General features: G+C 35.5%; 19 protein-coding genes. 7 read left to right on the top strand and 12 right to left on the bottom strand.

The window, feature by feature from the left end:
- Nucleotides 1-68: 68 nt before the first annotated feature.
- The gene (locus HNQ00_RS07830) at nucleotides 69-980 is read left to right on the top strand and encodes a phospholipase A (protein WP_173837774.1); all 912 of its coding nucleotides are present in this window, start codon (nucleotides 69-71) and stop codon (nucleotides 978-980) included.
- A gap of 45 nt (nucleotides 981-1025) precedes the next feature.
- On the opposite strand, the gene HNQ00_RS07835 is transcribed toward HNQ00_RS07830, so the two are convergent.
- Together HNQ00_RS07835 and prfB are read right to left on the bottom strand one after the other, a co-directional pair.
- A complete protein-coding gene (locus tag HNQ00_RS07835) occupies nucleotides 1026-1724 on the bottom strand; it encodes an energy transducer TonB (RefSeq protein WP_173837775.1) in 699 nt (232 codons plus the stop codon).
- A 94-nt stretch (nucleotides 1725-1818) separates the two neighbouring features.
- A protein-coding gene (gene prfB, locus HNQ00_RS07840; RefSeq protein ID WP_173837776.1) for a peptide chain release factor 2 occupies nucleotides 1819-2920 on the bottom strand; the annotation gives its coding sequence in 2 pieces (ribosomal slippage) (nucleotides 1819-2856 and nucleotides 2858-2920; 1101 coding nt in all).
- Between the two features lie 89 nt (nucleotides 2921-3009).
- On the opposite strand from prfB, the gene HNQ00_RS07845 reads away from it, so the two are divergent.
- The gene (locus HNQ00_RS07845; RefSeq protein ID WP_173837777.1) at nucleotides 3010-4035 is read left to right on the top strand and encodes a threonine aldolase family protein; all 1026 of its coding nucleotides are present in this window, start codon (nucleotides 3010-3012) and stop codon (nucleotides 4033-4035) included.
- Between the two features lie 183 nt (nucleotides 4036-4218).
- Here the strand turns inward: HNQ00_RS07845 and HNQ00_RS07850 are convergent, their stop codons facing one another.
- Entirely contained in the window at nucleotides 4219-4539 is a 321-nt protein-coding gene (locus HNQ00_RS07850) for a YbaB/EbfC family nucleoid-associated protein (RefSeq protein WP_173837778.1), read from the bottom strand.
- Nucleotides 4540-4672: 133 nt separating this feature from the next.
- Here HNQ00_RS07850 and HNQ00_RS07855 point away from each other — a divergent pair, with 133 nt between their 5' ends.
- Both HNQ00_RS07855 and HNQ00_RS07860 read left to right on the top strand, forming a co-directional pair.
- Nucleotides 4673-6733, top strand: a complete 2061-nt coding sequence (locus tag HNQ00_RS07855) for a S9 family peptidase (RefSeq protein WP_173837779.1) — start codon at nucleotides 4673-4675, stop codon at nucleotides 6731-6733.
- Between the two features lie 70 nt (nucleotides 6734-6803).
- A complete protein-coding gene (locus HNQ00_RS07860; RefSeq protein ID WP_173837780.1) occupies nucleotides 6804-7844 on the top strand; it encodes a PLP-dependent cysteine synthase family protein in 1041 nt (346 codons plus the stop codon).
- An 84-nt stretch (nucleotides 7845-7928) separates the two neighbouring features.
- On the opposite strand, the gene HNQ00_RS07865 is transcribed toward HNQ00_RS07860, so the two are convergent.
- The 6 genes from HNQ00_RS07865 to HNQ00_RS07890 all read right to left on the bottom strand — a co-directional run bounded on the left by HNQ00_RS07865 (nucleotide 7929) and on the right by HNQ00_RS07890 (nucleotide 16038).
- Nucleotides 7929-10004: a hypothetical protein gene (locus HNQ00_RS07865; RefSeq protein ID WP_173837781.1), complete on the bottom strand. Its 2076-nt coding sequence runs from the start codon at nucleotides 10002-10004 to the stop codon at nucleotides 7929-7931.
- A 416-nt stretch (nucleotides 10005-10420) separates the two neighbouring features.
- Nucleotides 10421-11122, bottom strand: a complete 702-nt coding sequence (locus tag HNQ00_RS07870) for a hypothetical protein (protein WP_173837782.1) — start codon at nucleotides 11120-11122, stop codon at nucleotides 10421-10423.
- A gap of 170 nt (nucleotides 11123-11292) precedes the next feature.
- A complete protein-coding gene (locus HNQ00_RS07875; protein WP_173837783.1) occupies nucleotides 11293-12153 on the bottom strand; it encodes an EamA family transporter in 861 nt (286 codons plus the stop codon).
- Nucleotides 12154-12235: 82 nt separating this feature from the next.
- Complete coding sequence (locus tag HNQ00_RS07880; RefSeq protein WP_173837784.1) at nucleotides 12236-12949, bottom strand: YebC/PmpR family DNA-binding transcriptional regulator; 714 nt, start codon at nucleotides 12947-12949, stop codon at nucleotides 12236-12238.
- A 189-nt stretch (nucleotides 12950-13138) separates the two neighbouring features.
- Nucleotides 13139-14221, bottom strand: coding sequence for a glycine cleavage system aminomethyltransferase GcvT (gene gcvT / locus HNQ00_RS07885; protein WP_173837785.1), 1083 nt, complete (start codon nucleotides 14219-14221; stop codon nucleotides 13139-13141).
- A 290-nt stretch (nucleotides 14222-14511) separates the two neighbouring features.
- Nucleotides 14512-16038, bottom strand: a complete 1527-nt coding sequence (locus tag HNQ00_RS07890; RefSeq protein WP_173837786.1) for a S10 family peptidase — start codon at nucleotides 16036-16038, stop codon at nucleotides 14512-14514.
- 171 nt (nucleotides 16039-16209) lie between these two features.
- Here HNQ00_RS07890 and HNQ00_RS07895 point away from each other — a divergent pair, with 171 nt between their 5' ends.
- From HNQ00_RS07895 to HNQ00_RS07905, 3 genes are all read left to right on the top strand, one after another.
- A complete protein-coding gene (locus tag HNQ00_RS07895) occupies nucleotides 16210-17058 on the top strand; it encodes an NAD(P)H-hydrate dehydratase (protein WP_173837787.1) in 849 nt (282 codons plus the stop codon).
- 90 nt (nucleotides 17059-17148) lie between these two features.
- Nucleotides 17149-17943 (top strand): HipA family kinase, encoded by a 795-nt coding sequence (locus HNQ00_RS07900; RefSeq protein ID WP_173837788.1) that lies wholly within the window; start codon nucleotides 17149-17151, stop codon nucleotides 17941-17943.
- Entirely contained in the window at nucleotides 17921-18304 is a 384-nt protein-coding gene (locus tag HNQ00_RS07905) for a DUF3037 domain-containing protein (RefSeq protein WP_173837789.1), read from the top strand. Before HNQ00_RS07900 ends, HNQ00_RS07905 begins: the two co-directional genes overlap by 23 nt.
- Nucleotides 18305-18366: 62 nt before the next feature.
- Here the strand turns inward: HNQ00_RS07905 and HNQ00_RS07910 are convergent, their stop codons facing one another.
- From HNQ00_RS07910 to HNQ00_RS07920, 3 genes are read right to left on the bottom strand one after another with little or no spacing between them, the layout of a single operon-like run.
- Nucleotides 18367-18873: a GNAT family N-acetyltransferase gene (locus HNQ00_RS07910; RefSeq protein ID WP_173837790.1), complete on the bottom strand. Its 507-nt coding sequence runs from the start codon at nucleotides 18871-18873 to the stop codon at nucleotides 18367-18369.
- A gap of 42 nt (nucleotides 18874-18915) precedes the next feature.
- Nucleotides 18916-19791 carry an alpha/beta hydrolase family protein gene (locus HNQ00_RS07915; RefSeq protein ID WP_173837791.1) on the bottom strand — a complete coding sequence of 292 codons (876 nt, stop codon included), beginning with the start codon at nucleotides 19789-19791 and terminating at the stop codon, nucleotides 18916-18918.
- Nucleotides 19791-21272, bottom strand: a complete 1482-nt coding sequence (locus HNQ00_RS07920; protein WP_173837792.1) for a serine hydrolase domain-containing protein — start codon at nucleotides 21270-21272, stop codon at nucleotides 19791-19793. Before HNQ00_RS07920 ends, HNQ00_RS07915 begins: the two co-directional genes overlap by 1 nt.
- Nucleotides 21273-21664: the final 392 nt, after the last annotated feature.

Here is a 21664-nt window from a genome sequence, read left to right on the forward strand (position 1 = left end):
CTTTTTCTTTTAATACAGTAAAATTAACATTTCATGTTTGTCTATTTTTGCGAGCTAATCCTATAGCAATGAAACTATTTCTTACTCAAATTGTCATTTTACTACTTATAATGATGCCTTTTAAGGGTCAAGCCCAAATTCAGGCAATGTTTAACAATAAATCTCAGTTAAGAAATATGACAGAGCGATGGGAGCTGGATTCGACCGTTACCAGAGGAACTTTTCTAGTTACGCCCTATAAGCCTATTTACATTTTACCTACTAGATGGTCTAGCAATCCTAATGAAAAGCCGGTGTCTGGAAATCCAAGTCCGGATTATATTTCTCAAGATGGTTTAAATTATAACAATATCGAAGCCCGTTTTCAACTTAGTTTTAAAACGAAGGTGGCTCAAGATATTTTTTGGGGTAAAGGAGATTTATGGGTTGCATACACGCAAGTATCGCACTGGCAGTTATACAACAATACCCTTTCTAGACCGTTTAGAGAAATCAATTATGAGCCAGAGGTTATTTTAAATTTTCCAGTTAATTTAAAGTTATTTGGTTTCAAAATGAAAATGGCAGGAGTAGCTTTTAACCATGAATCGAATGGTAAAAGCCAACCGTTGTCTAGGAGTTGGAACAGAGTAATCTTTCATGCAGGATTTGAGAAAGATCGCTGGAGTGTTTACATCAGGCCTTGGTTGAAAATGAAAGCAACTAAGGATGATAATCCAGATATTAGTGAATACTTAGGTTATGGCGATATCAACGTGATCTACGCTAGAAATGGTAATATTTTTTCTTTTCAGGGGAATCACAATCTAAGGTTGAACTCTAAGTCAAAAGGAGGTGCCACTTTTTCATGGGCATATCCTATCAAAGATAATTTAAAAGGACATTTACTTATTTCTCAAGGCTATGGCGAAACCTTAGTAGATTACAACAATAAGCAAACAACAATAGGAGTAGGGATCTCTCTAATCGAATGGTTATAAAGCAAAATCTCCTTTACAAGAATAATTGTAAAGGGGATTTTATTTTTATTTAATAGTTATAGGTATACTGTAACTGATATCAGCAATTTCTCCATCAAGTCTACCAGGAGTCCATGCTGGACTGCTATGTAAAACTCTCAAAACTTCGACATTCATATCGTAGTTGAGTCCTTCTAATATTTCAAATTCACGTAATTTACCATCAGTCTGAACAACAAATTTCACTTTGATTGTTCCTTTAGCATCGTTGGGTTTTTTAAATGACTGGGATATATATTTGTAGAATTCCTTTGCGCCTCCTGGGAATTCAGGTTTTTCATAGTAGGGATAAAATTCGATTTCTTGTCCGCCATCATTGTAACAATGCCCACTAATAAACTGGTCATTATCATAAGTTTCGGTGCGTTTTGTCCTATTGTTTGTATAATAAGTCTCAAAAACGCCTTGCTTTTTACCCTTCTGCCAAGTTTCTTTTTTCACTAAAACTGCATCGCTATTCCATTCATAAGAAACTCCATCTATGATACGCTTTTTATAATTAGTAAAATAAATGCTGTTTCGTTTTACTCCGCTCATGAAATAAGTCTCTCTTTTCACTCCCTTTAAACTGTCTTTATACGTGCTGTAATAAGTGGCGAGATCAGGAGATTTTACTTCTTTAAAATCTTTTGTAAAGTAAATTTTCTCTTGGGCGTTAAACGTTAACGATAAAAAGAGGAAGGCTACTAGAATACAATTTTTCATGCTGTGTACGATTTTTTTTGGCGAATATAAATAAAAAATCCTACAGAAAAATAAGTTTTTCTCTGTAGGATTTGATATTAACAGTAAAATAATGCTATTCGTCTTCGTCTCGTTGTCCCATCATCATTAAATAAGCTTTTAAAAACTCATCAATTTCACCATTCATCACGCCGTCAACGTTGCTACTTTCATAGCCTGTACGCACGTCTTTTACTAATTTATAGGGTTGCATTACATAATTTCGTATTTGCGAACCCCATTCTATTTTCATTTTTCCGGCTTCGATATCAGCACGTTGCGCAAGCTGCTTTTTAAGTTCGATTTCATACAACTGGGAACGTAGCATTTGCATGGCACGCTGTCTGTTGTCTTGTTGCGAGCGTGTTTCTGAACACTGAATTTGAATTCCAGTGGGTTTATGAAAAAGCTGCACTTTAGTTTCTACCTTATTTACATTTTGTCCTCCAGCACCACTAGAGCGCGAAGTTGTGATTTCGATATCAGCAGGATTAATATCAATTTCGATACTATCATCCACTAACGGATACACATATACAGATGCAAATGAAGTATGGCGTTTTGCGTTACTATCAAAAGGGGAGATGCGTACTAATCGATGCACTCCATTTTCTCCTTTTAAATAGCCAAAAGAGTAGTCTCCTTCAAATTCAAGCGTTACAGTTTTAATTCCAGCAGCATCTCCTTTTTGAAAGTTTAACTCTTTTATTTTATAACCGTATTTTTCACCCCACATCATATACATTCGCATTAGCATCGATGCCCAGTCACAACTTTCGGTACCACCGGCACCAGCTGTAATTTGAACTACCGCACTAAGCGTGTCACCTTCGTCAGAAAGCATGTTTTTAAACTCGATAGCGTCAATATGTTTTTCGGTTGCTTCATAATGCGCTTCTAGTTCTTCATTTGTGAGTTCGCCTTCTCTATAAAATTCATAGGCAAGTTGCAACTCATCGGTCATCTCGACTGCTTTATCGTAGTCTTCGATCCATTTTTTCTTGTTTCTAAGGTTCTTCACAATAACCTCTGCTTCCTTGGCGTTATTCCAGAAATCAGGGGCAAAAGTCTTCTCTTCTTCGTTAGAAATTTCGATTAATTTGGCATCAACGTCAAAGATACCTCCTCAACGCACCAAGGCGCTCTACAATACCTTTAATTTGTTCGGTAGTTGTCATAAATTGTGTAATTTTGTTGGACAAAAATAATAAAATTTAAGAAGAGACAAGTAGTGACTTGTCTTTTTAAATAAATATAAAATGGCTATATGGAAATAAATTTAGTTAGCGATACGATTACTAAGCCCACTTATGAAATGTTACAGTATATGTTCAATGCCGAAGTAGGTGATGACGTCTATAAACAAGACCCTACTGTAATAGAATTAGAAGATACAATAGCCCAACTTTTTGGAATGGAAGCCGGTCTTTTCTTTCCGTCTGGTACTATGGCAAATCAAGCTGCATTGAAATTGCACACACAACCAGGAGAACAAATCATTGCTGATAAATACGCACACGTTTACCTTTATGAAGGTGGTGGTGCGTCGTTTAATAGTGGTGTGTCTTTTTCGTTACTAGAGGGAGATCGAGGAATGATCACTGCAGAACAAGTAGCTGGAGCAATCAACGATCCAGAATTCTATCACAGCCCGTTAACAAGTTTAGTTTGTGTTGAAAATACAACTAATAAAGGGGGTGGTGCTTGTTACGAACTAGAAGACTTAAAAAAAATCAAAGCGGTTTGTGATGCAAACAATTTAAAGTTTCATCTTGATGGTGCTCGTATATGGAACGCTTTAATTGCTAAAAAGCAAAATCCTAAATCTTACGGAGAGATTTTTGATACAATATCGGTGTGTTTGTCTAAGGGATTAGGTGCACCTATTGGGTCTGTATTGTTAGGAGATAAAAAGACCATTCACCGTGCCTTGCGTGTGCGTAAAATTTTAGGTGGAGGTATGCGACAAGTTGGTTATCTAGCTGCTGCAGGATTATATGCTTTAGATAATAACATCACACGTCTTGCCGAAGATCACCGTAGAGCAAAAGAAATTGCTGGAATTTTAAATAAAAGAGAATGGGTTGCTAAGGTAGAGCCGGTAGAAACGAATATCTTAATTTTTACTATAAAAAGCAATTACAGTGAAAAGCATCTGATTGAGAAGTTGAAACAAAAAAATATTTCGATTAGCTCGATGGGACAAGGGAAGTTAAGAATGGTCACCCATCTTGATTATAGAGAAGTGATGCATACATATGTTCTTGAAACATTAAATAAATTAGAGCTTTAGACTACCGTTTTTTTTAACAGTAGTTGTAATAGTTATAAAAATAAGCGCCACAATTTAAAAGAAATACTTGCAGATTATGCTGCACGTCCTTTTAAATTGTGGCGTTTTATTCTTGGCTTTAAGCCAAATCAACAATTTTATGGTTAAGCCAAAGTTACTTGCTGATGTATTGTAATTTTGTTCTTATTTGAACATGTTTTCCATTCCTGGAATCATAGGCATGTCCATTTTTGCAACAGCATCAAGTTCAGCGTCGTTTACTTTAGACGCTTTTTCGATCGCTTTGTTCATCACTAGTATAAGGTAATCTTCAAGTTGCTCTTTGTCTTCTAATAATTCGTCAGCAATAGTCAAAGATTTTACTTTTCTATTTGCTGTCATTGTTACTTTCAATAATCCGTCAGTACTTTGCTCATCAACAAGAACAGAATCTAAACGCTTTTTTGTTTCTTCAATTTTATTTTGGGTTTCTTTTAGTTTCCCCATCATTCCCATTAAATCCATTTTTGTTCTTTTTAAAGTTATTTAATACGAAATTACAGTTTTTACGGCAATAAGCAATAGTAAATAACATCAAAAGCTTTTGTGTACTCTATGTCGATTGTGTTATTTTTGTAAAAATTAGTAAGTACACAAAATGATAAAAAATATACAACCACCCGTTGCAAAACAAATTCCGACTGTTCTTGAGAAATTTGGAGATATTAGAACTGATAATTATTTCTGGTTAAAAGAGCGCGAAGATCCTGAGGTTATTGATTATTTAAATAAAGAGAACGACTATTACCAGCAAATGACGGCGCATACTCAAGATTTTCAAAAGGAGCTTTTTGAAGAGATGAAAGCCCGCATTAAAGAAGATGATGAGTCGGTTCCTTATTTGTATAACGGCTATTACTACATTACACGATTTGAAAAAGGGAAGGATTATCCTATTTATGCTCGAAAGAAAGAAAATCTAGATGCTCCAGAAGAAATCATGTTTGATTGTAACGAATTAGCTAAAGGACATAAATATTTTCAGTTAAGCGGATTGAGTATTAGTGTAGATAACCAGCTGGCTGCTTATGCAGTTGATACTGTAGGAAGACGTATTTATACACTACACGTTAAAAACCTGACTACAGGTGAGATTCTAGCTGATAAAATAGAAAGTACGACTGGAAATTCTACTTGGGCAAACGATAACAAAACAATGTTTTATACCAATCAAGATGCAAAAACATTGCGTTCTGATAAAGTATTGAAGCATGTTTTAGGAACGGCTACAGAAACTGATGAGTTAGTCTATTTTGAAGAAGACGATACCTTTGACGTTGCTGTGGGTAAAGAAAAATCCAAAAAATACATTCTAATAAGTTCTTCGAGTACGTTGACAACAGAGTTTCGTACCCTGCTAGCAGATCAACCGAATGGCAAATTCAAAGTATTCCAAAAAAGAGTGCGAGGATTAGAGTATAGTATATCGTATTACGAGGGTCATTTTTATATTGTAACAAATAAAGATAAAGCAACCAACTTCAAGTTGATGAAAACAACTGAGAAGCTAATGAATAGAAAATATTGGGAAGAGGTAATCATGCACCGCGAGGATGTTTTACTAGAGGATATTGATATTTTTAAAGATTTCTTGGTAGTTTCTGAACGTAGTAACGGTTTGAACCGCATTAGAATCATGCCTTGGAATGGTGATACAGAATACTTTTTACCATTTGATAGTGAAACGTACACTGCATATACAACTGCAAATGTAGATTTTGATACTTCAATACTTCGTTATGGATACCAATCTATGGCAACACCGTCTTCATTGATCGACTTTGATATGAAAACTAAAGAGAAGGTGGTTAAAAAGGAGCAAGAAGTACTAGGAGGGAATTTTGATAAAAATAATTACATCGAAGAACGAGTTTGGGCTACAGCTAAGGATGGAACAAAAATTCCTATGTCAATGGTGTACCACAAAGACATGCAAAAAAATGGAGAGAATCCGTTATTATTGTATGCTTATGGTTCTTACGGTCACTCTATGGATGCTTATTTTTCGACCACAAGACTGTCGTTGTTAGACAGAGGATTTATCTATGTGATTGCACACATTCGTGGGGGAGAAGATTTAGGTAGACCTTGGTATGAAGGAGGAAAACTTGCTAAAAAGAAAAACACATTTACTGATTTTATTGATTGCTCAAAATATGTTATTGAGCATAAATATACTTCAGCAAAACATTTGTATGCCGAAGGAGGTTCAGCAGGAGGATTATTAATGGGAGCAATTATTAATATGGCGCCACAATTATACAACGGTATCATTGCACAAGTTCCATTTGTAGATGTGGTAACAACCATGCTAGATGATTCGATTCCTTTAACTACTGGTGAATATGACGAATGGGGAAATCCTAACGTAAAAAAATATTACAAATACATGAAATCGTACTCGCCATATGATAACGTGAAGGCAAAAAAATATCCAAATATCTATGTTTCTACAGGATTACACGATTCACAGGTACAGTATTGGGAACCTGCGAAATGGGTTGCTAAGATGCGAACGTTAAAAAAGGATAATACTGTTTTATATTTAGATACAAACATGGATGCTGGACATGGTGGTGCATCAGGAAGATTTGAAGCATTAAAAGAATTGGCAAAAGAATTTAGTTTTTTGTTAGATTTAGAGAAAATTACAAATTAATTAGAGAATTTTTTGTTAAATTTGAGAGCTATCAAGGTTCGTAGAACAACCTTTATAAACCGTTTTATTTATGAAAGAGGAAATAAATGCTTACAATAATGTCTTAGAATTGATAGGGAATACACCCCTTATTAAACTGAATAAAGTCACTGAAAAGTTAGAAGGTAATTTCTATGCAAAAGTAGAAGCTTTTAATCCAGGGCACTCATCAAAAGATAGAATTGCATTATATATTATTGAGGAAGCTGAGAGAAAAGGGATTTTATCACCCGGAGATACCATCATAGAAACGACCTCTGGAAACACTGGTTTTAGTTTGGCTATGGTGAGTATTATCAAAGGCTATAGTTGCATTCTTGCAGTAAGCTCTAAATCATCAAAGGATAAAATTGATATGTTACGTAGCCTGGGTGCAAAAGTATACGTTTGCCCTGCGCACGTAGCTGCAGATGATGCCCGTTCTTACTATAATGTGGCTAAGAGACTTCATGAGGAAACTAAGGGGTCGGTGTACATCAATCAGTACTTTAATCAATTGAATATAGATGCACATTACAAATCTACTGGGCCAGAAATTTGGAAACAAACTAACGGTAAAATAACCCATCTAGTTGCTTGTAGTGGTACGGGAGGAACAATCTCTGGAACGGCGAAGTATTTAAAGGAGCAAAATCCCGAGATTAAAATTTTAGGTGTAGATGCTTTTGGGTCGGTGTTGAAAAAGTACCACGAAACTAGAGAGTTTGATCATAACGAAATCTATCCTTATCGAATAGAAGGACTAGGGAAAAACCTAATACCTTCTGCTACTGATTTTGATATGATTGATAAGTTCATGAAAGTGACTGATGAGGAAAGTGCACACACAGCAAGAGAAATTACGCGTAGAGAAGGGTTGTTTGTAGGGTATACTTCGGGAGCAGTGATGCAGGCGATAAAGCAATATGCAGAAGCAGGCGAATTTGACGCTAACAGTAATGTGATTGCGATTTTTCCCGATCATGGGTCGCGCTATATGAGTAAAGTATTTAGCGATGATTGGATGAACGAACAAGGATTCTTTGACAGCGTTAATGAAGAAGACGGTCAAAAAATAGAAATGATCAAGTAACAAAAAAGCGCTATTGTACTTATAGAAAAAGTCCCATTTACAAATTTGTAAATGGGACTTTTTTATGTATAATGAGTATGCAATCTAGTCTTCTAATAATTCTGGTCGACTTAAAATTAGTTCAATTTTCTTAATGGTAATCGTGATTTGACTCATTTGTAATTCGATATTTCTAAAGAATAAACTAATATCTCTATTTACCCAACTCTCAGAGATTACTCTTGATCCCAAGCTAATTCTTAAGATGGCACTTTCAATTTCATTAGAATATTTTACGTTCACTGCTTGACCAATATGACATTTTTGAGCAGCAAGACGTATAATCTCTAGCGAAGAGTCAGCAAATTCATCTGACAAATCAGAGTTCAACAAGCTGTATAATTTTTTAACTTTTTCTACTGGTAAAGCGGTGTTATTATCTAAGATAAAAAACGGGAAAATGGTACGGATGTTTCTAATCCCGAATGCTTTACTATTGTAGCTTTTAGTTTTAGCTTCGTCAGCGTAGATAGGCTCTAAAAAAGAAGCTTCTTTAATCGAGTCTTCAACAAAGTTACAGAACATTTCGATACCCATGTTACGGTATAAAACGGGTGTTTTATAATAACGGTCCATTTCGACAACTGCAGCATTCCAGCGCATGTACGACCCATAATTATAGCCGTCAGAAAGTGCTTTTGAGCATTCCCACGTTGTAGGCCAGTCTGAGTGGTTGTAATATTGTGTAAGCCCTGCAGGCAGTACATTTTTTGAAGACTGTATAGCGTTGCTCACATTCTTAGGTAGAATCAATGCGCCACAGTATGGAGGTCCTGTAAAGAATTTACTTCCTGTAATAGTAACAATGTATCCTTTATTCAAATAATGCTGAATGTCTTTTGGGTCTAACCTTAATTGAGATCCATCAACAATAATTTGCATTGATAAATCCTCCAAAGTGTTTAATTTTTTGATGAACTCGTCACTAGGCGCCTGATATCCTAATTTTGATTGATCCATTGTGTGTAAAACAACGTGTCTTCCTAATTCTTTAGTTTTAGAAACGGCACTAAAAACTTCGTCGTCCAATTGTTTAGCCGACTTTAAATCTCCATTTTCGTCTCTAAACGGAATCTTGATGACATCAACATCTCTAAATCCTTCAATTTTATCTCCTTTTTTAATTGGGAAGTTTAGTGCAGTAGTGTTTTCAAAATGGCAGCCTTTTAATGCAGCAGCTACACCACTTCCAGTTTCGTCAGAAGCCACAAGGATATGCGTGATTTCGTTATCAGACATTATCTGTGTAATAGCAGCTATTTGTAAAGAAGAGTCTGTACCAGAAGGGGAGAAGATAATCTCACACTCCTCATTTAACTTAAAGGTTTTTCTAAGGTTTGTTTTCAATAACTCCGAGAAAGCAATAGTGCTGTCTTTGAAGCCATTTTTCAAACTATTTCTAATCAAAATGCTTCGTACTTTATCTGTCTTATCAAAGGCAAAGTTAGAAACGCTAGACGCTGTTGATGACGCAAAAGTAAAGGCATCAGGTCTTGGAAACGGACGACAACCATACTTGTTTAGCAAGTGAATTTCGTCAATATTCAATCTTAAATCTCCTCCCGACATTAATAGGTATTCGGTAGGCTTTGCTAGGTTTTCAACAATTGCTTTCCACGACTCTTTTAATTCTGTGCTTGTACTTTGCAATCCGTGAAAAGACTGTAACTCACTATTTCCCAGCGTTGGTGCTGCTGTATTATTAGCAGCCTCTTTAATTAAATTGATTAAAAGAAAATCAAGATCTTCAAGTTTTTCTTTATCATCTTTAGGTAGCAGGTTGTAAAATATTTTGATCACTTCAAGGGCGGCAATATCACATAGAACAGTATCCTTTTTTTCGTGATCGAGTGCTTTGTACCACAACTGCCACTCTATACCGTATCGCAAATATAATAGCGCTAAGATTGGTTTGTCTAAAAAAGCAGTACCTATAATAATTGATTTGTTAGGAACAATTTTAAATATTGTAGGCTGTGTAGTTGAGGTAATAATGTTGACATTATTTATTTTGGGTACCGTATTGAAACGTTTTAATATGCGAACCAAGTAGTTTACATTCTCTTTTTCAAATAAACTGGTTCTATTGTATTGATTCTCAATTAAAATATTGTTTGTCATAGGTACTATTATTTTTTGCGTTCGCTAGAACGTTTTTCTTTCAAGCGTATTATCGCTGCGTTTTTTCTTTATCATTTTGTAGTCGTCTGTTTAAAACACGACTACTTTTCCTTTATTCATTTGGCTTACCTATTTTCATTACGAGAACAAGTAAACAGTATCACTTTCATGCTAGTATGTTAAGCTATAAATTGATGTGATTTTCTTTAATTTTTAGCAGCCTTCATGAAACGCATCTGTTATTGTGATTTTGCTTAAACTCAATGTCCAAATATGAGATCTAACAAGCAAAAAAAATCCAACTAAATCCTGTTTTATCAAGAATTTAGAAAGGTAAAAAGCAGGCAAATATAATGAACTTAGAGCGATGGTGAAAATAAATGTTTTACGGACAGTTTAGTAAACTTTGAATTGCTTCATTTTTTATCTTCTATACGTACGTCAATTATCTTTAAAGTCAAAAGTTTAGCAAATAAATCTATTATTAGTTTATAAATATCTGAAATTTCGATATTTCCATGTACGGCAGTTCTTTTAATTAACCCTTTTTCAATTAGGTCATCCATTGAATTATTATATCTGTATTTTATTTCGAATGCTCTTATTTCAATACAAAGCTGGCTTACTTCAGCTATAATCTCTTCATCGATGTCTAAAGAGTGAAAACTTATAATTGTTTCTAATCTATTTTTTAAGATGTCTATTCTAATTTTTTCTGCAGTAATTAAAGTAAAAGCATCGTCAGGACTTAAATTATCAATACTGTTCAGAACTAATTTTCTCACTTCCAAACGAGTTATCTCTTGCAAAATATTTAAATCAATAATTCCAATAAATCTATGATTTTTGATATCTTTTTTTGTGGTGTAGATGATTAATTGTTGTGACGTTAATTCTTTATTTTTAAAAGGAGTTTTCTCGATAAATTCACAAAGTTCCTGAATTATATATGAAATTTTTGTAGACATGAATTTCTTCCTTCTTTTTTTTAATAGTTTTAAGGTAAAATGAGGAATCACTATTATTGATAATATAATGCTGATTATTAAAAAGATTGAACTGACTAAAGCATTCATATAAAATGATTCCCAATTAAAATTCGAAAAAAAATTATTCATAAATGTTTTAGTTTTACCATCTGAAAACAGAATGGCTTTAAGTTTTAGTTATCAAATATACATTCTTTAAATTACTCCATATTATAATAGCACCAATTACATTATAATCATGATAGAATCTTATAGAAAGTTTTTTTTAATCTTGACATAGAAAAAACATCTTTACATTATTAACTAACTATCATTTGTGAATACGTAATCAGCACAATTGCTAGTAATGCAAATGCAAGTCCGATGTAATTTTTAGTATTCAGTTTTTCTTTAAAAACAAGAACACCTACTATACTTCCTATGATGATTACACCCATATTCATTGCAGCAAACACTGTCGATGGGTTTTTGGCGAAAGCCTGATGTGCTTTTAAGTAAAATAAAATATTCCCAAAATTGAACAAACCTACAAGCAATCCAAACAAAAGATTTTTCAGCTGCATTTTTGTTTGCTTCAAGGTGATTTCAAAAATAACAACAGTTAGAATAACGATAAGCGAAATCATAAAAGTAATTAATAGCGAACTCGTAAAAGGCAGGCTTGTTGCCAAAGCGATTTGCTTGAACAAAATATCGATTGCTCCAAATCCCACTAGCACAACAGCAGGATAGATCCAATTACTGTTCTTATTATCGGTTTTTTTAGAAAGGATGAGTAGTAGGGCAGGTAGTGCGATTAAAAAAGCAACTAGCTTGTAATTATTGAAATCTTCGTCAAATAATAACCAAGCGGCAACAATGGGGATAAAGAGTGATAAACGCTGAGCGGCATCTGTTTTGACAATCCCCATGTGCTTTATAGAGGCAGCCAATACTAAAAAAATCACAGGCAATAAAATCCCGAGCGGAATGTATATTTCCCAAGGCGCCGTGTGGTCAATTGCCGATAACTCTGGCTGAAAAAAGAAAAAGCAAAGTACAATTGCCATGACATAATTCCAGGCCACAACTTGGCTTATAATTAAGTTTTTCTTGCGACCCACTTTAAAAATCACGCCTACTGTAACGCTACATAAAATGCTTAAAATAAGAAATAACATGCGTATAATTTTAATTAAAATATCGTTTACATAAAAAAACTCCAGCCTAAGCTAGAGTTTTTATTATAGTTGGGAGTAGGTTTTATGCCTCTTCCATAGTGTGATAAACGTTCATAACGTCATCATCTTCTTCTAATTTCTCGATTAGTTTCTCTACATCAGCCATTTCAGCTTCAGAGATTGCTTTAGTAATTTGCGGAATTCTTTCGAAACCAGAAGATAAAATCTCAAGATTGCGATTTTCTAATTCTTTTTGGATTGTTCCAAAACTTGCAAAAGGAGCATAGATTAAAATTCCGTCTTCGTCTTCAAACACTTCTTCAGCACCAAAATCGATTAACTCTAATTCTAGTTCCTCAGCATCAAGTCCTTCAGCAGGAATCCTAAAGTTACAAGTGTGGTCAAACATGAATTCTACAGATCCTTGCGTTCCCATAGTACCATTACATTTGTTAAAATAACTTCTAACATTAGCAACTGTTCTATTGTTATTATCAGTAGCAGTTTCTACTAGAATAGCAATTCCGTGAGGTGCATAACCTTCAAATAAAACCTCTTTATAGTTAGCTGTATCTTTATCGGTGGCTTTTTTAATCGCACGCTCTACATTTTCCTTAGGCATATTAGCTGCCTTAGAGTTTTGAATAACGGCTCTCAATCTTGAATTGGCATCAGGATTTGGTCCACCTTCCTTAACGGCCATTACAATGTCTTTTCCAATTCTGGTAAATGCCTTAGCCATTGCTGACCAACGTTTCATTTTTCTACCTTTTCTGAATTCAAACGCTCTTCCCATTTCTGATTTTATTTTTAATGCGGTGCAAAAATACAATTATTCTGTAAGTTTCAAAGATTCTACGTCGCTAAGTTTTTAAGTTGGCTTACTGCAAATTCTTGACAATAAATACCTGAATGTGCGCAGCAATTTATTATTGTCTTAAAATTGGAAACTAACTTAGAAACGCCGGATCTCAGTAACTCTTTTTTATTTTTTGTAAAAAGGCAATTTTACCACCTTAGCAGCAACATCTTTTTTACGTATTCTAATATAAATATCACTTTCAAGAGCACTATTATCCATAGTTACATAACCTAGTCCTATTCCCTTATTCATAGAAGGTGACATTGTTCCTGAGGTTACAATTCCAATCACATTTCCAGATGCGTCTACGATTTCGTAATCATGTCTAGGTACTGCGCGTTCTTGCATTTCAAAGGCTACTAATTTTCTAGTAACACCCGCTTCTTTTTGTTTTTTTAAGTTTTCAGAGTTTGTAAATTCTTTAGTGAATTTAGTAATCCATCCTAAACCTGCTTCCAGTGGAGATGTTGTGTCGCTAATATCGTTTCCGTACAAACAAAAACCCATTTCTAAACGCAATGTATCTCTTGCTGCTAAACCTATTGGTTTGATTCCGAATGCTGCTCCAGCTTCAAAAACTTTATTCCAAATCACCTCAGCATCGCTGTTTTTACAGTAGATTTCAAAACCACCTGAACCCGTATAACCAGTCGCAGATATAATTACATCATCAATTCCAGCAAAATCAGCAACTTCAAAGTGGTAGTATTTAATCGCGCTCAAATCAATAGATGATAAGGCCTGCATTGCTTCAACCGCTTTTGGTCCTTGAATTGCTAATAAAGAGTACTCCGCAGAAAGGTCTTTCATGTCAACACCTAAATCGTTGTGAGACGAAATCCAGTTCCAATCTTTTTCAATATTTGAAGCATTTACTACTAATAAATACTCATCTTCTTTCATTTTATAGATAATCAAATCATCCACAACACCACCGTCATTGTTAGGTAGACAAGAATATTGCGCTCTACCAATTGTTAAAACTGATGCATCATTTGAAGTTACTTTTTGTATCAAAGCCAAAGCATTTGGACCCGAAAGTAAAAATTCTCCCATGTGCGAAACATCAAAAACTCCTACGTCATTACGCACCGTTTCATGTTCAGCATTAATTCCCTCATAGGTAATTGGCATATTGTATCCAGCAAACGGAAGCATTTTTGCTCCCAAACTTTCGTGTATGTGCGTAAGCGCAGTATTTTTCATTGTGTGTTTGTATAAAATTTGAAGTGGCTAATTTATTGAAAAATTATCATATTTAAAGTATCATTTATGTTTATTCAGTACTTTTTAGGAGCTATTTCCAGCTATACATTGCAATCTTTTACTTTTTAAGAAAAAAGTAAAAGGATTTCCATTGCTATCTGGGCTAGGGACTTTCTGGACTTCAAGACGATATTTTGAAATCAGCGTAATTTTCGATAAAAAAAAGACAAACCAAAATACGTATGTGATCTGTCTTTCTTTACTATTTTTTGTTTAAAGATTAGCGTGACTTAATATTTGGCTGCAGCTCCAGCTTGTGGTAAAGATTTTTTAATAAACGTTCTAATATCCTCGTTAGCAGTTTCTAGATCTTGTTTTCTAAGGTACATCATATGTCCGCTGCGATACCCTTTCCACGAGATACGTTCTTTCAATTTGCCGCTTGGGTCCATTTGCCAAATGTTATATTTAGCATTAAAGTAATCACAGGCTCCATCATAATACCCTGATTGAACCATCAAATTCAAGTAAGGATTCTGTGCCATTGCTTGGCGTAAATTCTCTGCAGTTTGATCATTCGATTTATCCCATGGGTACACATTACCAAACATATTGTATTTAAAATCAGTTTTATAGTTTAATTCGTTTCTAATATACATATTTATCGATGGCGTAAAGGAATGCAACCAAGAGGTAAGTTCGGCATTAAAATCAGGTCCGTCACCAGCATCTTTGCGGTCAATTCCTTTGTAACGAGAATCAAGACGACCTACCGTGAACCCTTCATCGCGCAACAATTCCTTCCAGAAATAGTTAAAAGGAACATCAAGATTGTTTTGCAAAACTACTTTTTCAGATAGTCCAGAGTAGCGTGCAATTTTAGTTGCTATCTCTTTCTTCTTTTGATCGTCTAGCGAACCCCCTTTACTAATAGCGGGAAGTAATTCGTTTATGGTGAAATCTTCTACCTCCGGCAGCATTTCGGTCAAGTCTTTTGCTTGTAAATCGCTAGGAAGTTTTTTATGAAACCATGCTGTAGCGGCAAAATAAGGTAATTTCAATGCGGCATCAGCAGCCACTCCACGAGTAATTCCTAAGGTAGTTGGGGAAACTAAAATCACACCATTTAAGTACATCCATTCACTGTTTTGTAGTTCAAGTGCAAGTCCAGAAACTCGTGTGGTTCCATAACTTTCACCAATGAGATACTTGGGTGAAGCCCATCGATTAGATCGCGTTACAAATCCGCCAATCCAGTCGGCTAAATATTTGATGTCAGCATTCACACCAAAGAATTTCTCTTTTGGAATGTCCTTATTTGTGGCTCTTGAATACGCAGTATTAACGGGGTTTACAAAAACAATATCCGCCACATCTAATATGGAGTATGGATTTTCTTTAATTCCGTAGGGCTGCACAGGATAACCTTCGTCGTCAATATTGAGTAATTTTGGTCCTGTGTAAGCAATGTGCATCCATACTGATGCAGATCCAGGACCACCGTTAAACGAAATCACAAGAGGGCGAGAGTCACGATCTTTCACATCGGTACGCTCGTAATAGGTATAGAACAATCCCGCAATTGCTTTGCCGTCTTCGTCCCAAACTGGCATGGTACCTGTCGTTGCTTTGTAAGGAACTTTTAAGCCTTTGATGGTAGTTACATGATTTGTAATGGTGCTTTGATCGGGATTAAAAACAAGATTAGATGCTCCCGTATTTTCCTTTGTAGTCTCTTTTAATTTTACAGCTGGTTCTTGTGCGTTAGATAGATTGATTGCCGCTAGTAACAATAGTGAAAATAATGTTTTTTTCATTGGTACATTTTAAAGTTTGGTTTGATCTTACTAAAGTATTCTTTTTTAGGTGAATAAAAAAAAGAGAAGTCAAATTAGGTTCTGATTATAAAAACGGATAGGGAAGGATTCTTGCTGTTTAGATTTTAGTTTCTATTTATTATTAGTAATTTTAAAGAAACTAATTATAAAATGAATACGCTAGCTATTACTAAGAGAGAAGTAAAAAAACGATACAAACCTGTCGACTTTAAGGCGCATAAAGGAACTCAAGGACATGCTTTGATTGTTGCAGGAAGCTACGGTAAAATAGGAGCAGCAGTACTATCTTCAAAAGCTTGCTTGAAATCAGGCAGCGGACTGGTAACGGCCTTCGTTCCTAAGTGCGGGTACCAAATCCTCCAAATCTCAAATCCTGAAGTAATGACGCTCACAGATGTAGAGGAAGCTTTTATTTCGAATATACATTTTGATATTAAACCACAAGCTATCGCTATAGGACCTGGCTTAGGGCAGGAACAGCCCACTCAGAAAGCCCTGTACCAATTTTTAAAAACGAATGCAATTCCCTTAGTTCTTGATGCCGACGCTTTAAATATTCTTTCAGTTAATAAAGACTGGCTGTCACTTTTACAACCGAAAACCATACTGACACCACATCCTAAAGAATTGGAACGATTAATAGGAAAATGGACTTCTGATGAGGAGAAATTGGCTAAGACAATTGCTTTTAGCATACAGTATGATGTAATTGTAGTGATGAAAGGAGCACCTACCTTTATAATTGACGGGGAAGCTGTTTATGAAAATAGTACCGGTAATGCAGCACTAGCAACTGCAGGAAGTGGAGACGTACTCACTGGAATCATTACTAGTCTCGTAGCACAATCTTATAAAGCTGTAAACGCAGCAATTTTAGGGGTGTACCTGCATGGCTTAACTGCCGATATCGCTTTACCTGAAACGGGACATCATGCCTTTATTGCTTCTGATATTATTGACTATTTAGGCAAAGCTTTCCTGACTTTAGAAAACGAATAATTTCTAATTAGCATAACGCTAGTAAATAGGATATAATTAACGAATTCCACTGTACAAATTTGTAAGTTTGTAGCTTAGTAAAACCCGAATATGAAAACCAACTTAGATCTTCGAACCGTTAATGTTACGCGGTATATCACGCCTTTGCGCGAGGGCGGTTCATTGCCTGCTCTGGCAGAAGCCGATGATGATTTTAAATATGTACTTAAATTTAGAGGTGCTGGTCATGGTGTAAAAGCCTTGATAGCCGAATTAGTAGGTGGCGAAATTGCCCGTGCTCTTGGTATGAGAATGCCCGAATTAGTGTTTGCTAATCTCGATGAAGCTTTTGGTAGAACTGAAGCCGATGAGGAAATTCAGGATTTGCTGCAAGGCAGTCAAGGGCTTAATTTGGCGCTGCATTTTCTCTCAGGGGCGATTAATTTTGATCCCGTAGTGACTGCAGTTGATTCGGTGCTAGCTTCGCAGATTGTGTGGCTAGATGCTTATATTACAAATGTAGACAGAACATTTAGAAATACCAATATGCTGATTTGGCACAAAGAATTATGGCTCATCGATCACGGTGCAAGTTTGTATTTTCATCACTCATGGACCAATTGGGAGAAACATGCTCAGAGTCCGTTTGCACTGATTAAAGATCATGTACTATTACCACAAGCGTCAAATCTTGAAGCAACAGATGCAGCATTCAAGAAACTATTGACTCCAGAGGTATTAACTGCAATTGTAGACTTGATCCCTACAGACTGGTTACAATGGGAAGACGTTGACGCCACAGCAGAAGAATTGCGAGCCGTATATTTACAGTTCTTGACGACTCGATTAAATCATTCAGAAATTTTTATAAAGGAAGCAAAAAATGCGAGAGAAAAACTTATATGAGTATGCTGTAATTCGGGTTGTGCCTAGGGTAGAACGCGAAGAATTCCTGAATGTAGGGATTATTCTTTTTTGCAAGCAATCTAAATATATAAAGGTAAAACACTTGGTACCGCTTGAAAAAATTCTAGCATTATCAGTCGAAGCCGATGTTGAACAAATTCAAGCCAATATTTACGCTTTTGAAAAAGTGGCGCACGGAACAAAAGACGGCGGTCCTATTGCGATGATGGATATTCCCTCTCGTTTTCGTTGGTTGACGGCTTTACGAAGTTCTGTTATTCAATCTTCAAGACCGCATCCGGGAATGTGCGATGATCTCGATAAAACGTTAGAACGGCTGTTTACAGAATTGGTTTTGTAATTTTAAATTACGTAAGATAAAAAATAAGAAAGGTGCTACCGCTATGTGTATCACCTTTTTTATTATACTCTTTTTTCTAATACCATAAATTCTAATGGCTCCTTTGTAATAGGTATATGAATGTTACTAACTGGAAACGCTTCTCGTACTCCGGTATCATGATAACCGTGACGATTATACCATTCGATTAATTCTTTCCTAATCGAAATCACTGTCATTATAATGCTGTTCAAGCCTAGCTGCTTAGCATAATCTTCGGCTGCTGCCAATAATTTTTTACCAATACCGCTATTTTGTAATTCTGGCGATACGGTCAGCATTCCTAGGTATAATTTGCTTTCTTTTTCGATTAAAAGAACACAGCCTATTATAGTTTCTGCTTCAGTAAATTTCAATAAATTTTGTTTGGAATCTTTTATAATCTGCAGTATTTCGGTTTCATTGGTGCGGCTGCCTTCTAGAATAGTGGCTTCGGTGGTCCATCCTTTCTTTGAATTTTCGCCACGATAAGCCGAGTTAATCAATAAAGCTAGTGCTGAACTGTCTTCATTTGTTGCTATTGTAATCATTATAGTAATGTCTGTTTTTTTAAGTAAAAGTAAATTTAATTCTCAAATAGTGCTTAAACTATCGTTTAAAAAGGCCAAGATTTCTTTGGGTAATTCCCCATGAAAAGCACTTCTATCAAAACCTTCTGGATCTGTTGATGGTAGAAAATCAGGACTTGTCATTGCCTCTGGAAACGGACTTATAAAAGAGAAGTGTCCTGCGTTTTGAATTTCGCGTAAGCGCACTAATTCCGGATTGGGAACGCCTTTTAAAATGACATCTGCAGTCCATTGCTTTGGAGTATGATGATCCTGACTACCAATGTAAAGTAAAATAGGAACTGTAATCGCACTTAGCGCAGCATCTGGACTAAAGTAGCCTGCCGCTGGTGCCATAAGAACGATGGCTTTAACGCGATGATCTCTTTTAGTCGCAATTTCTTCTGCCTGCATTGAATAAGCTTTCCCTCCAGCAACGGCTAAGGCAGCGTAACCGCCAAAGGAATGCCCAATGACAGCAATTCTAGTAGTATCAATTTGACTGTGAAAATCACTATCATTTAATAAAAAGTCAATCACCAGACTAAGGTGTTGCGGTCTGTATTCTAAATTTTTCACACTTTTTGAAAGTACATTGTCCCTTCGGTTATTGCCATAATGCTCTGGCATCGCCACGATGTAGCCACGGGCAGCTAGGTGTGTGCTAATTGTTCTGTAAAGATATTGTGAACCGCTTTTACCATGCGAAATGATCACTAGTGGAAATTGACCATCTGGAATTGTCCCATCTACAGCAACATCGATTGTAAAAGGGCCAAAATTATTGGGTGTACTTACATCCATAGTAGGGTAGTGGATAAGAACGGGGAAACTTAGGTGGTTTACAACATCATTTATCGTGACTGTAGTGCTAGCGACATTATAAGGTGGTTTTTGCATTATTTTTCACTGTTTTGTAATTTGGCTAATTCTTCCTTAGCATGTATATTGCTGGGGTTTAATAATACTGCTGTCCTGTAGTTTGCAATTGCTAATTTTGTGTTGTCATCTGCTACGAAGGCGTCTCCTAAGCTATCAAATGCATTGCTCGACGTTTCAAAATTAGCAGTATTAATTTGAAAAACCGCAATGGCAGCTTTAATTTTACCATCTTGTAATAACTGATAACCAGCATCATTAATATCTGATTCTGCGATCGCGTAGGTATCTTGCTTTTTGAGTGCTTCCATTTTATTTAAAGCGGTATCCACGTCATTACTATGAAGTAAATTTAACAGCGTCGTCGCCAGCGATGGTTGCGGAAGTGCATATGGCTTGTCATACAAAATAGCTCTTATCGAACTACTGATTTCGTCTAATACAGTATTACCTGTATTATTAAAGAGAAGAATTAAATTTTTATCTTCAGGTATTCTCGAAATAAAACTACTGAAGCCTTCTATGCCACCGCCGTGTTCAACAACTTTGATTGGATGTTGTTTGAGATTGGGAATCTCTCTAATAAACCATCCGTAGCCGTAGTTTATATTGCGTAAAGTAGCGTAAGTATTAAAGAGAGAATCTTTGAATTTTTGTGGCAATAACTGATCAGTGTATAAAGCATGATCCCACAACTGCATATCTTCAGCAGTAGCATACATTCCGCCTGCTGCATAAGGAACAGACATATCTGAAAATGAGGCTTTTTTAAATCCGTCAAAATCTTTGAGGTAACCCGAAGCACGATTTTGTAGAATAAGATCATTTTGATCGTAACCCGTGTGCGTCATTTGTAAAGGATCAAGTATGGATTCCTTCAAGCATTGTCCATACGTTTTACCAGTGATTTTTTCGATAATATATCCTAATAAAAAATATCCTGAATTACTGTATGCTAACCGCTCTCCGGGCAAAAAATCTAACGGACGATTCATAAAAAGACCTATGAAATCGTCAGGAGTATAAGCGTGATTGGCAATTTCTGTTTGGAAATTATTAAACGACGTAAAGTTGGGTATGCCTGAAGTATGCGTTAGTAAGTGATGTATGGTAATAAGGGAACCATTATTTTTAGGGTAATTGGGTAAATAGCTGTTTATAGGTTCGTCTAACTTGATTTTTCCCGCAGCAGCAAGTTGCAATACGAGGATAGCTGTGAATTGCTTTGTAACAGAACCAATCCGGAAGACTGTATTTGCTTGGTTGGGCATGTTCCATTCCATGTTAGCTAAGCCAAATCCTTTTTTATAAATTTCTTTGCCGTTTTCAGCTACTAATAAGGTACCATTAAATTGATTGTATTGATGATATTTGGTTATTAGCGCATCAATTTTTTCTGCCTTAGTTTGGGCGAATGCAGTTGATGAAATGAAAAGTAGGGATAAAATAGCAAAACAATATCTTGTTTGTACTGTTGAGGTTAATTTAGTTATTAGCTTCATTGTTATTGAGTTTGATTTGCACTTCTATATTTGATAAGTAGTCGCTCTATAAAATTTGTTATCATTATTGTTTGCGGTAGCTAATATATAAGCCTGTAGTCTGCTACAAGATAGGCTGAAAATTGCTAATTAATCATTCAAATAGAAAAAGCAGGGTGATTAAAACTTATTTACCACCAAATATACCTGATTTTATTTAAAGTAATAAATTTCTTATTTACATATTCGAAAAGGAAATTAAATAAAATGCTAAAAAACGCACTATAGACAACGGTTGAAAATGATTTCTAAATTTATAAGAAGTGTTATATTAATAAGTTAGAGGTCTAAATGTGATCAAAATACAACATGTGATTATAAAGTTATAACATTGTTATTCAGTTAGTTTGTGC

Source organism: Flavobacterium aeripolare (assembly GCF_013294025.1).
Lineage (GTDB): Bacteria > Bacteroidota > Bacteroidia > Flavobacteriales > Flavobacteriaceae > Flavobacterium.

Bases quoted from the DNA above. Each gene is read 5' to 3' on its own strand.
- HNQ00_RS07890 (WP_173837786.1), bottom strand. From the start codon at position 16,038: ATGAAAAAAACATTATTTTCACTATTGTTACTAGCGGCAATCAATCTA.
- gcvT (WP_173837785.1), bottom strand. From the start codon at position 14,221: ATGAAAAATACTGCGCTTACGCACATACACGAAAGTTTGGGAGCAAAA.
- HNQ00_RS07895 (WP_173837787.1), top strand. From the start codon at position 16,210: ATGAATACGCTAGCTATTACTAAGAGAGAAGTAAAAAAACGATACAAA.
- HNQ00_RS07915 (WP_173837791.1), bottom strand. From the start codon at position 19,791: ATGCAAAAACCACCTTATAATGTCGCTAGCACTACAGTCACGATAAAT.
- HNQ00_RS07865 (WP_173837781.1), bottom strand. From the start codon at position 10,004: ATGACAAACAATATTTTAATTGAGAATCAATACAATAGAACCAGTTTA.
- HNQ00_RS07880 (WP_173837784.1), bottom strand. From the start codon at position 12,949: ATGGGAAGAGCGTTTGAATTCAGAAAAGGTAGAAAAATGAAACGTTGG.
- HNQ00_RS07845 (WP_173837777.1), top strand. From the start codon at position 3,010: ATGGAAATAAATTTAGTTAGCGATACGATTACTAAGCCCACTTATGAA.
- HNQ00_RS07835 (WP_173837775.1), bottom strand. From the start codon at position 1,724: ATGAAAAATTGTATTCTAGTAGCCTTCCTCTTTTTATCGTTAACGTTT.
- HNQ00_RS07920 (WP_173837792.1), bottom strand. From the start codon at position 21,272: ATGAAGCTAATAACTAAATTAACCTCAACAGTACAAACAAGATATTGT.
- HNQ00_RS07855 (WP_173837779.1), top strand. From the start codon at position 4,673: ATGATAAAAAATATACAACCACCCGTTGCAAAACAAATTCCGACTGTT.
- HNQ00_RS07875 (WP_173837783.1), bottom strand. From the start codon at position 12,153: ATGTTATTTCTTATTTTAAGCATTTTATGTAGCGTTACAGTAGGCGTG.
- HNQ00_RS07900 (WP_173837788.1), top strand. From the start codon at position 17,149: ATGAAAACCAACTTAGATCTTCGAACCGTTAATGTTACGCGGTATATC.
- HNQ00_RS07870 (WP_173837782.1), bottom strand. From the start codon at position 11,122: ATGAATAATTTTTTTTCGAATTTTAATTGGGAATCATTTTATATGAAT.
- HNQ00_RS07910 (WP_173837790.1), bottom strand. From the start codon at position 18,873: ATGATTACAATAGCAACAAATGAAGACAGTTCAGCACTAGCTTTATTG.
- HNQ00_RS07850 (WP_173837778.1), bottom strand. From the start codon at position 4,539: ATGGATTTAATGGGAATGATGGGGAAACTAAAAGAAACCCAAAATAAA.
- HNQ00_RS07905 (WP_173837789.1), top strand. From the start codon at position 17,921: ATGCGAGAGAAAAACTTATATGAGTATGCTGTAATTCGGGTTGTGCCT.
- HNQ00_RS07830 (WP_173837774.1), top strand. From the start codon at position 69: ATGAAACTATTTCTTACTCAAATTGTCATTTTACTACTTATAATGATG.
- HNQ00_RS07860 (WP_173837780.1), top strand. From the start codon at position 6,804: ATGAAAGAGGAAATAAATGCTTACAATAATGTCTTAGAATTGATAGGG.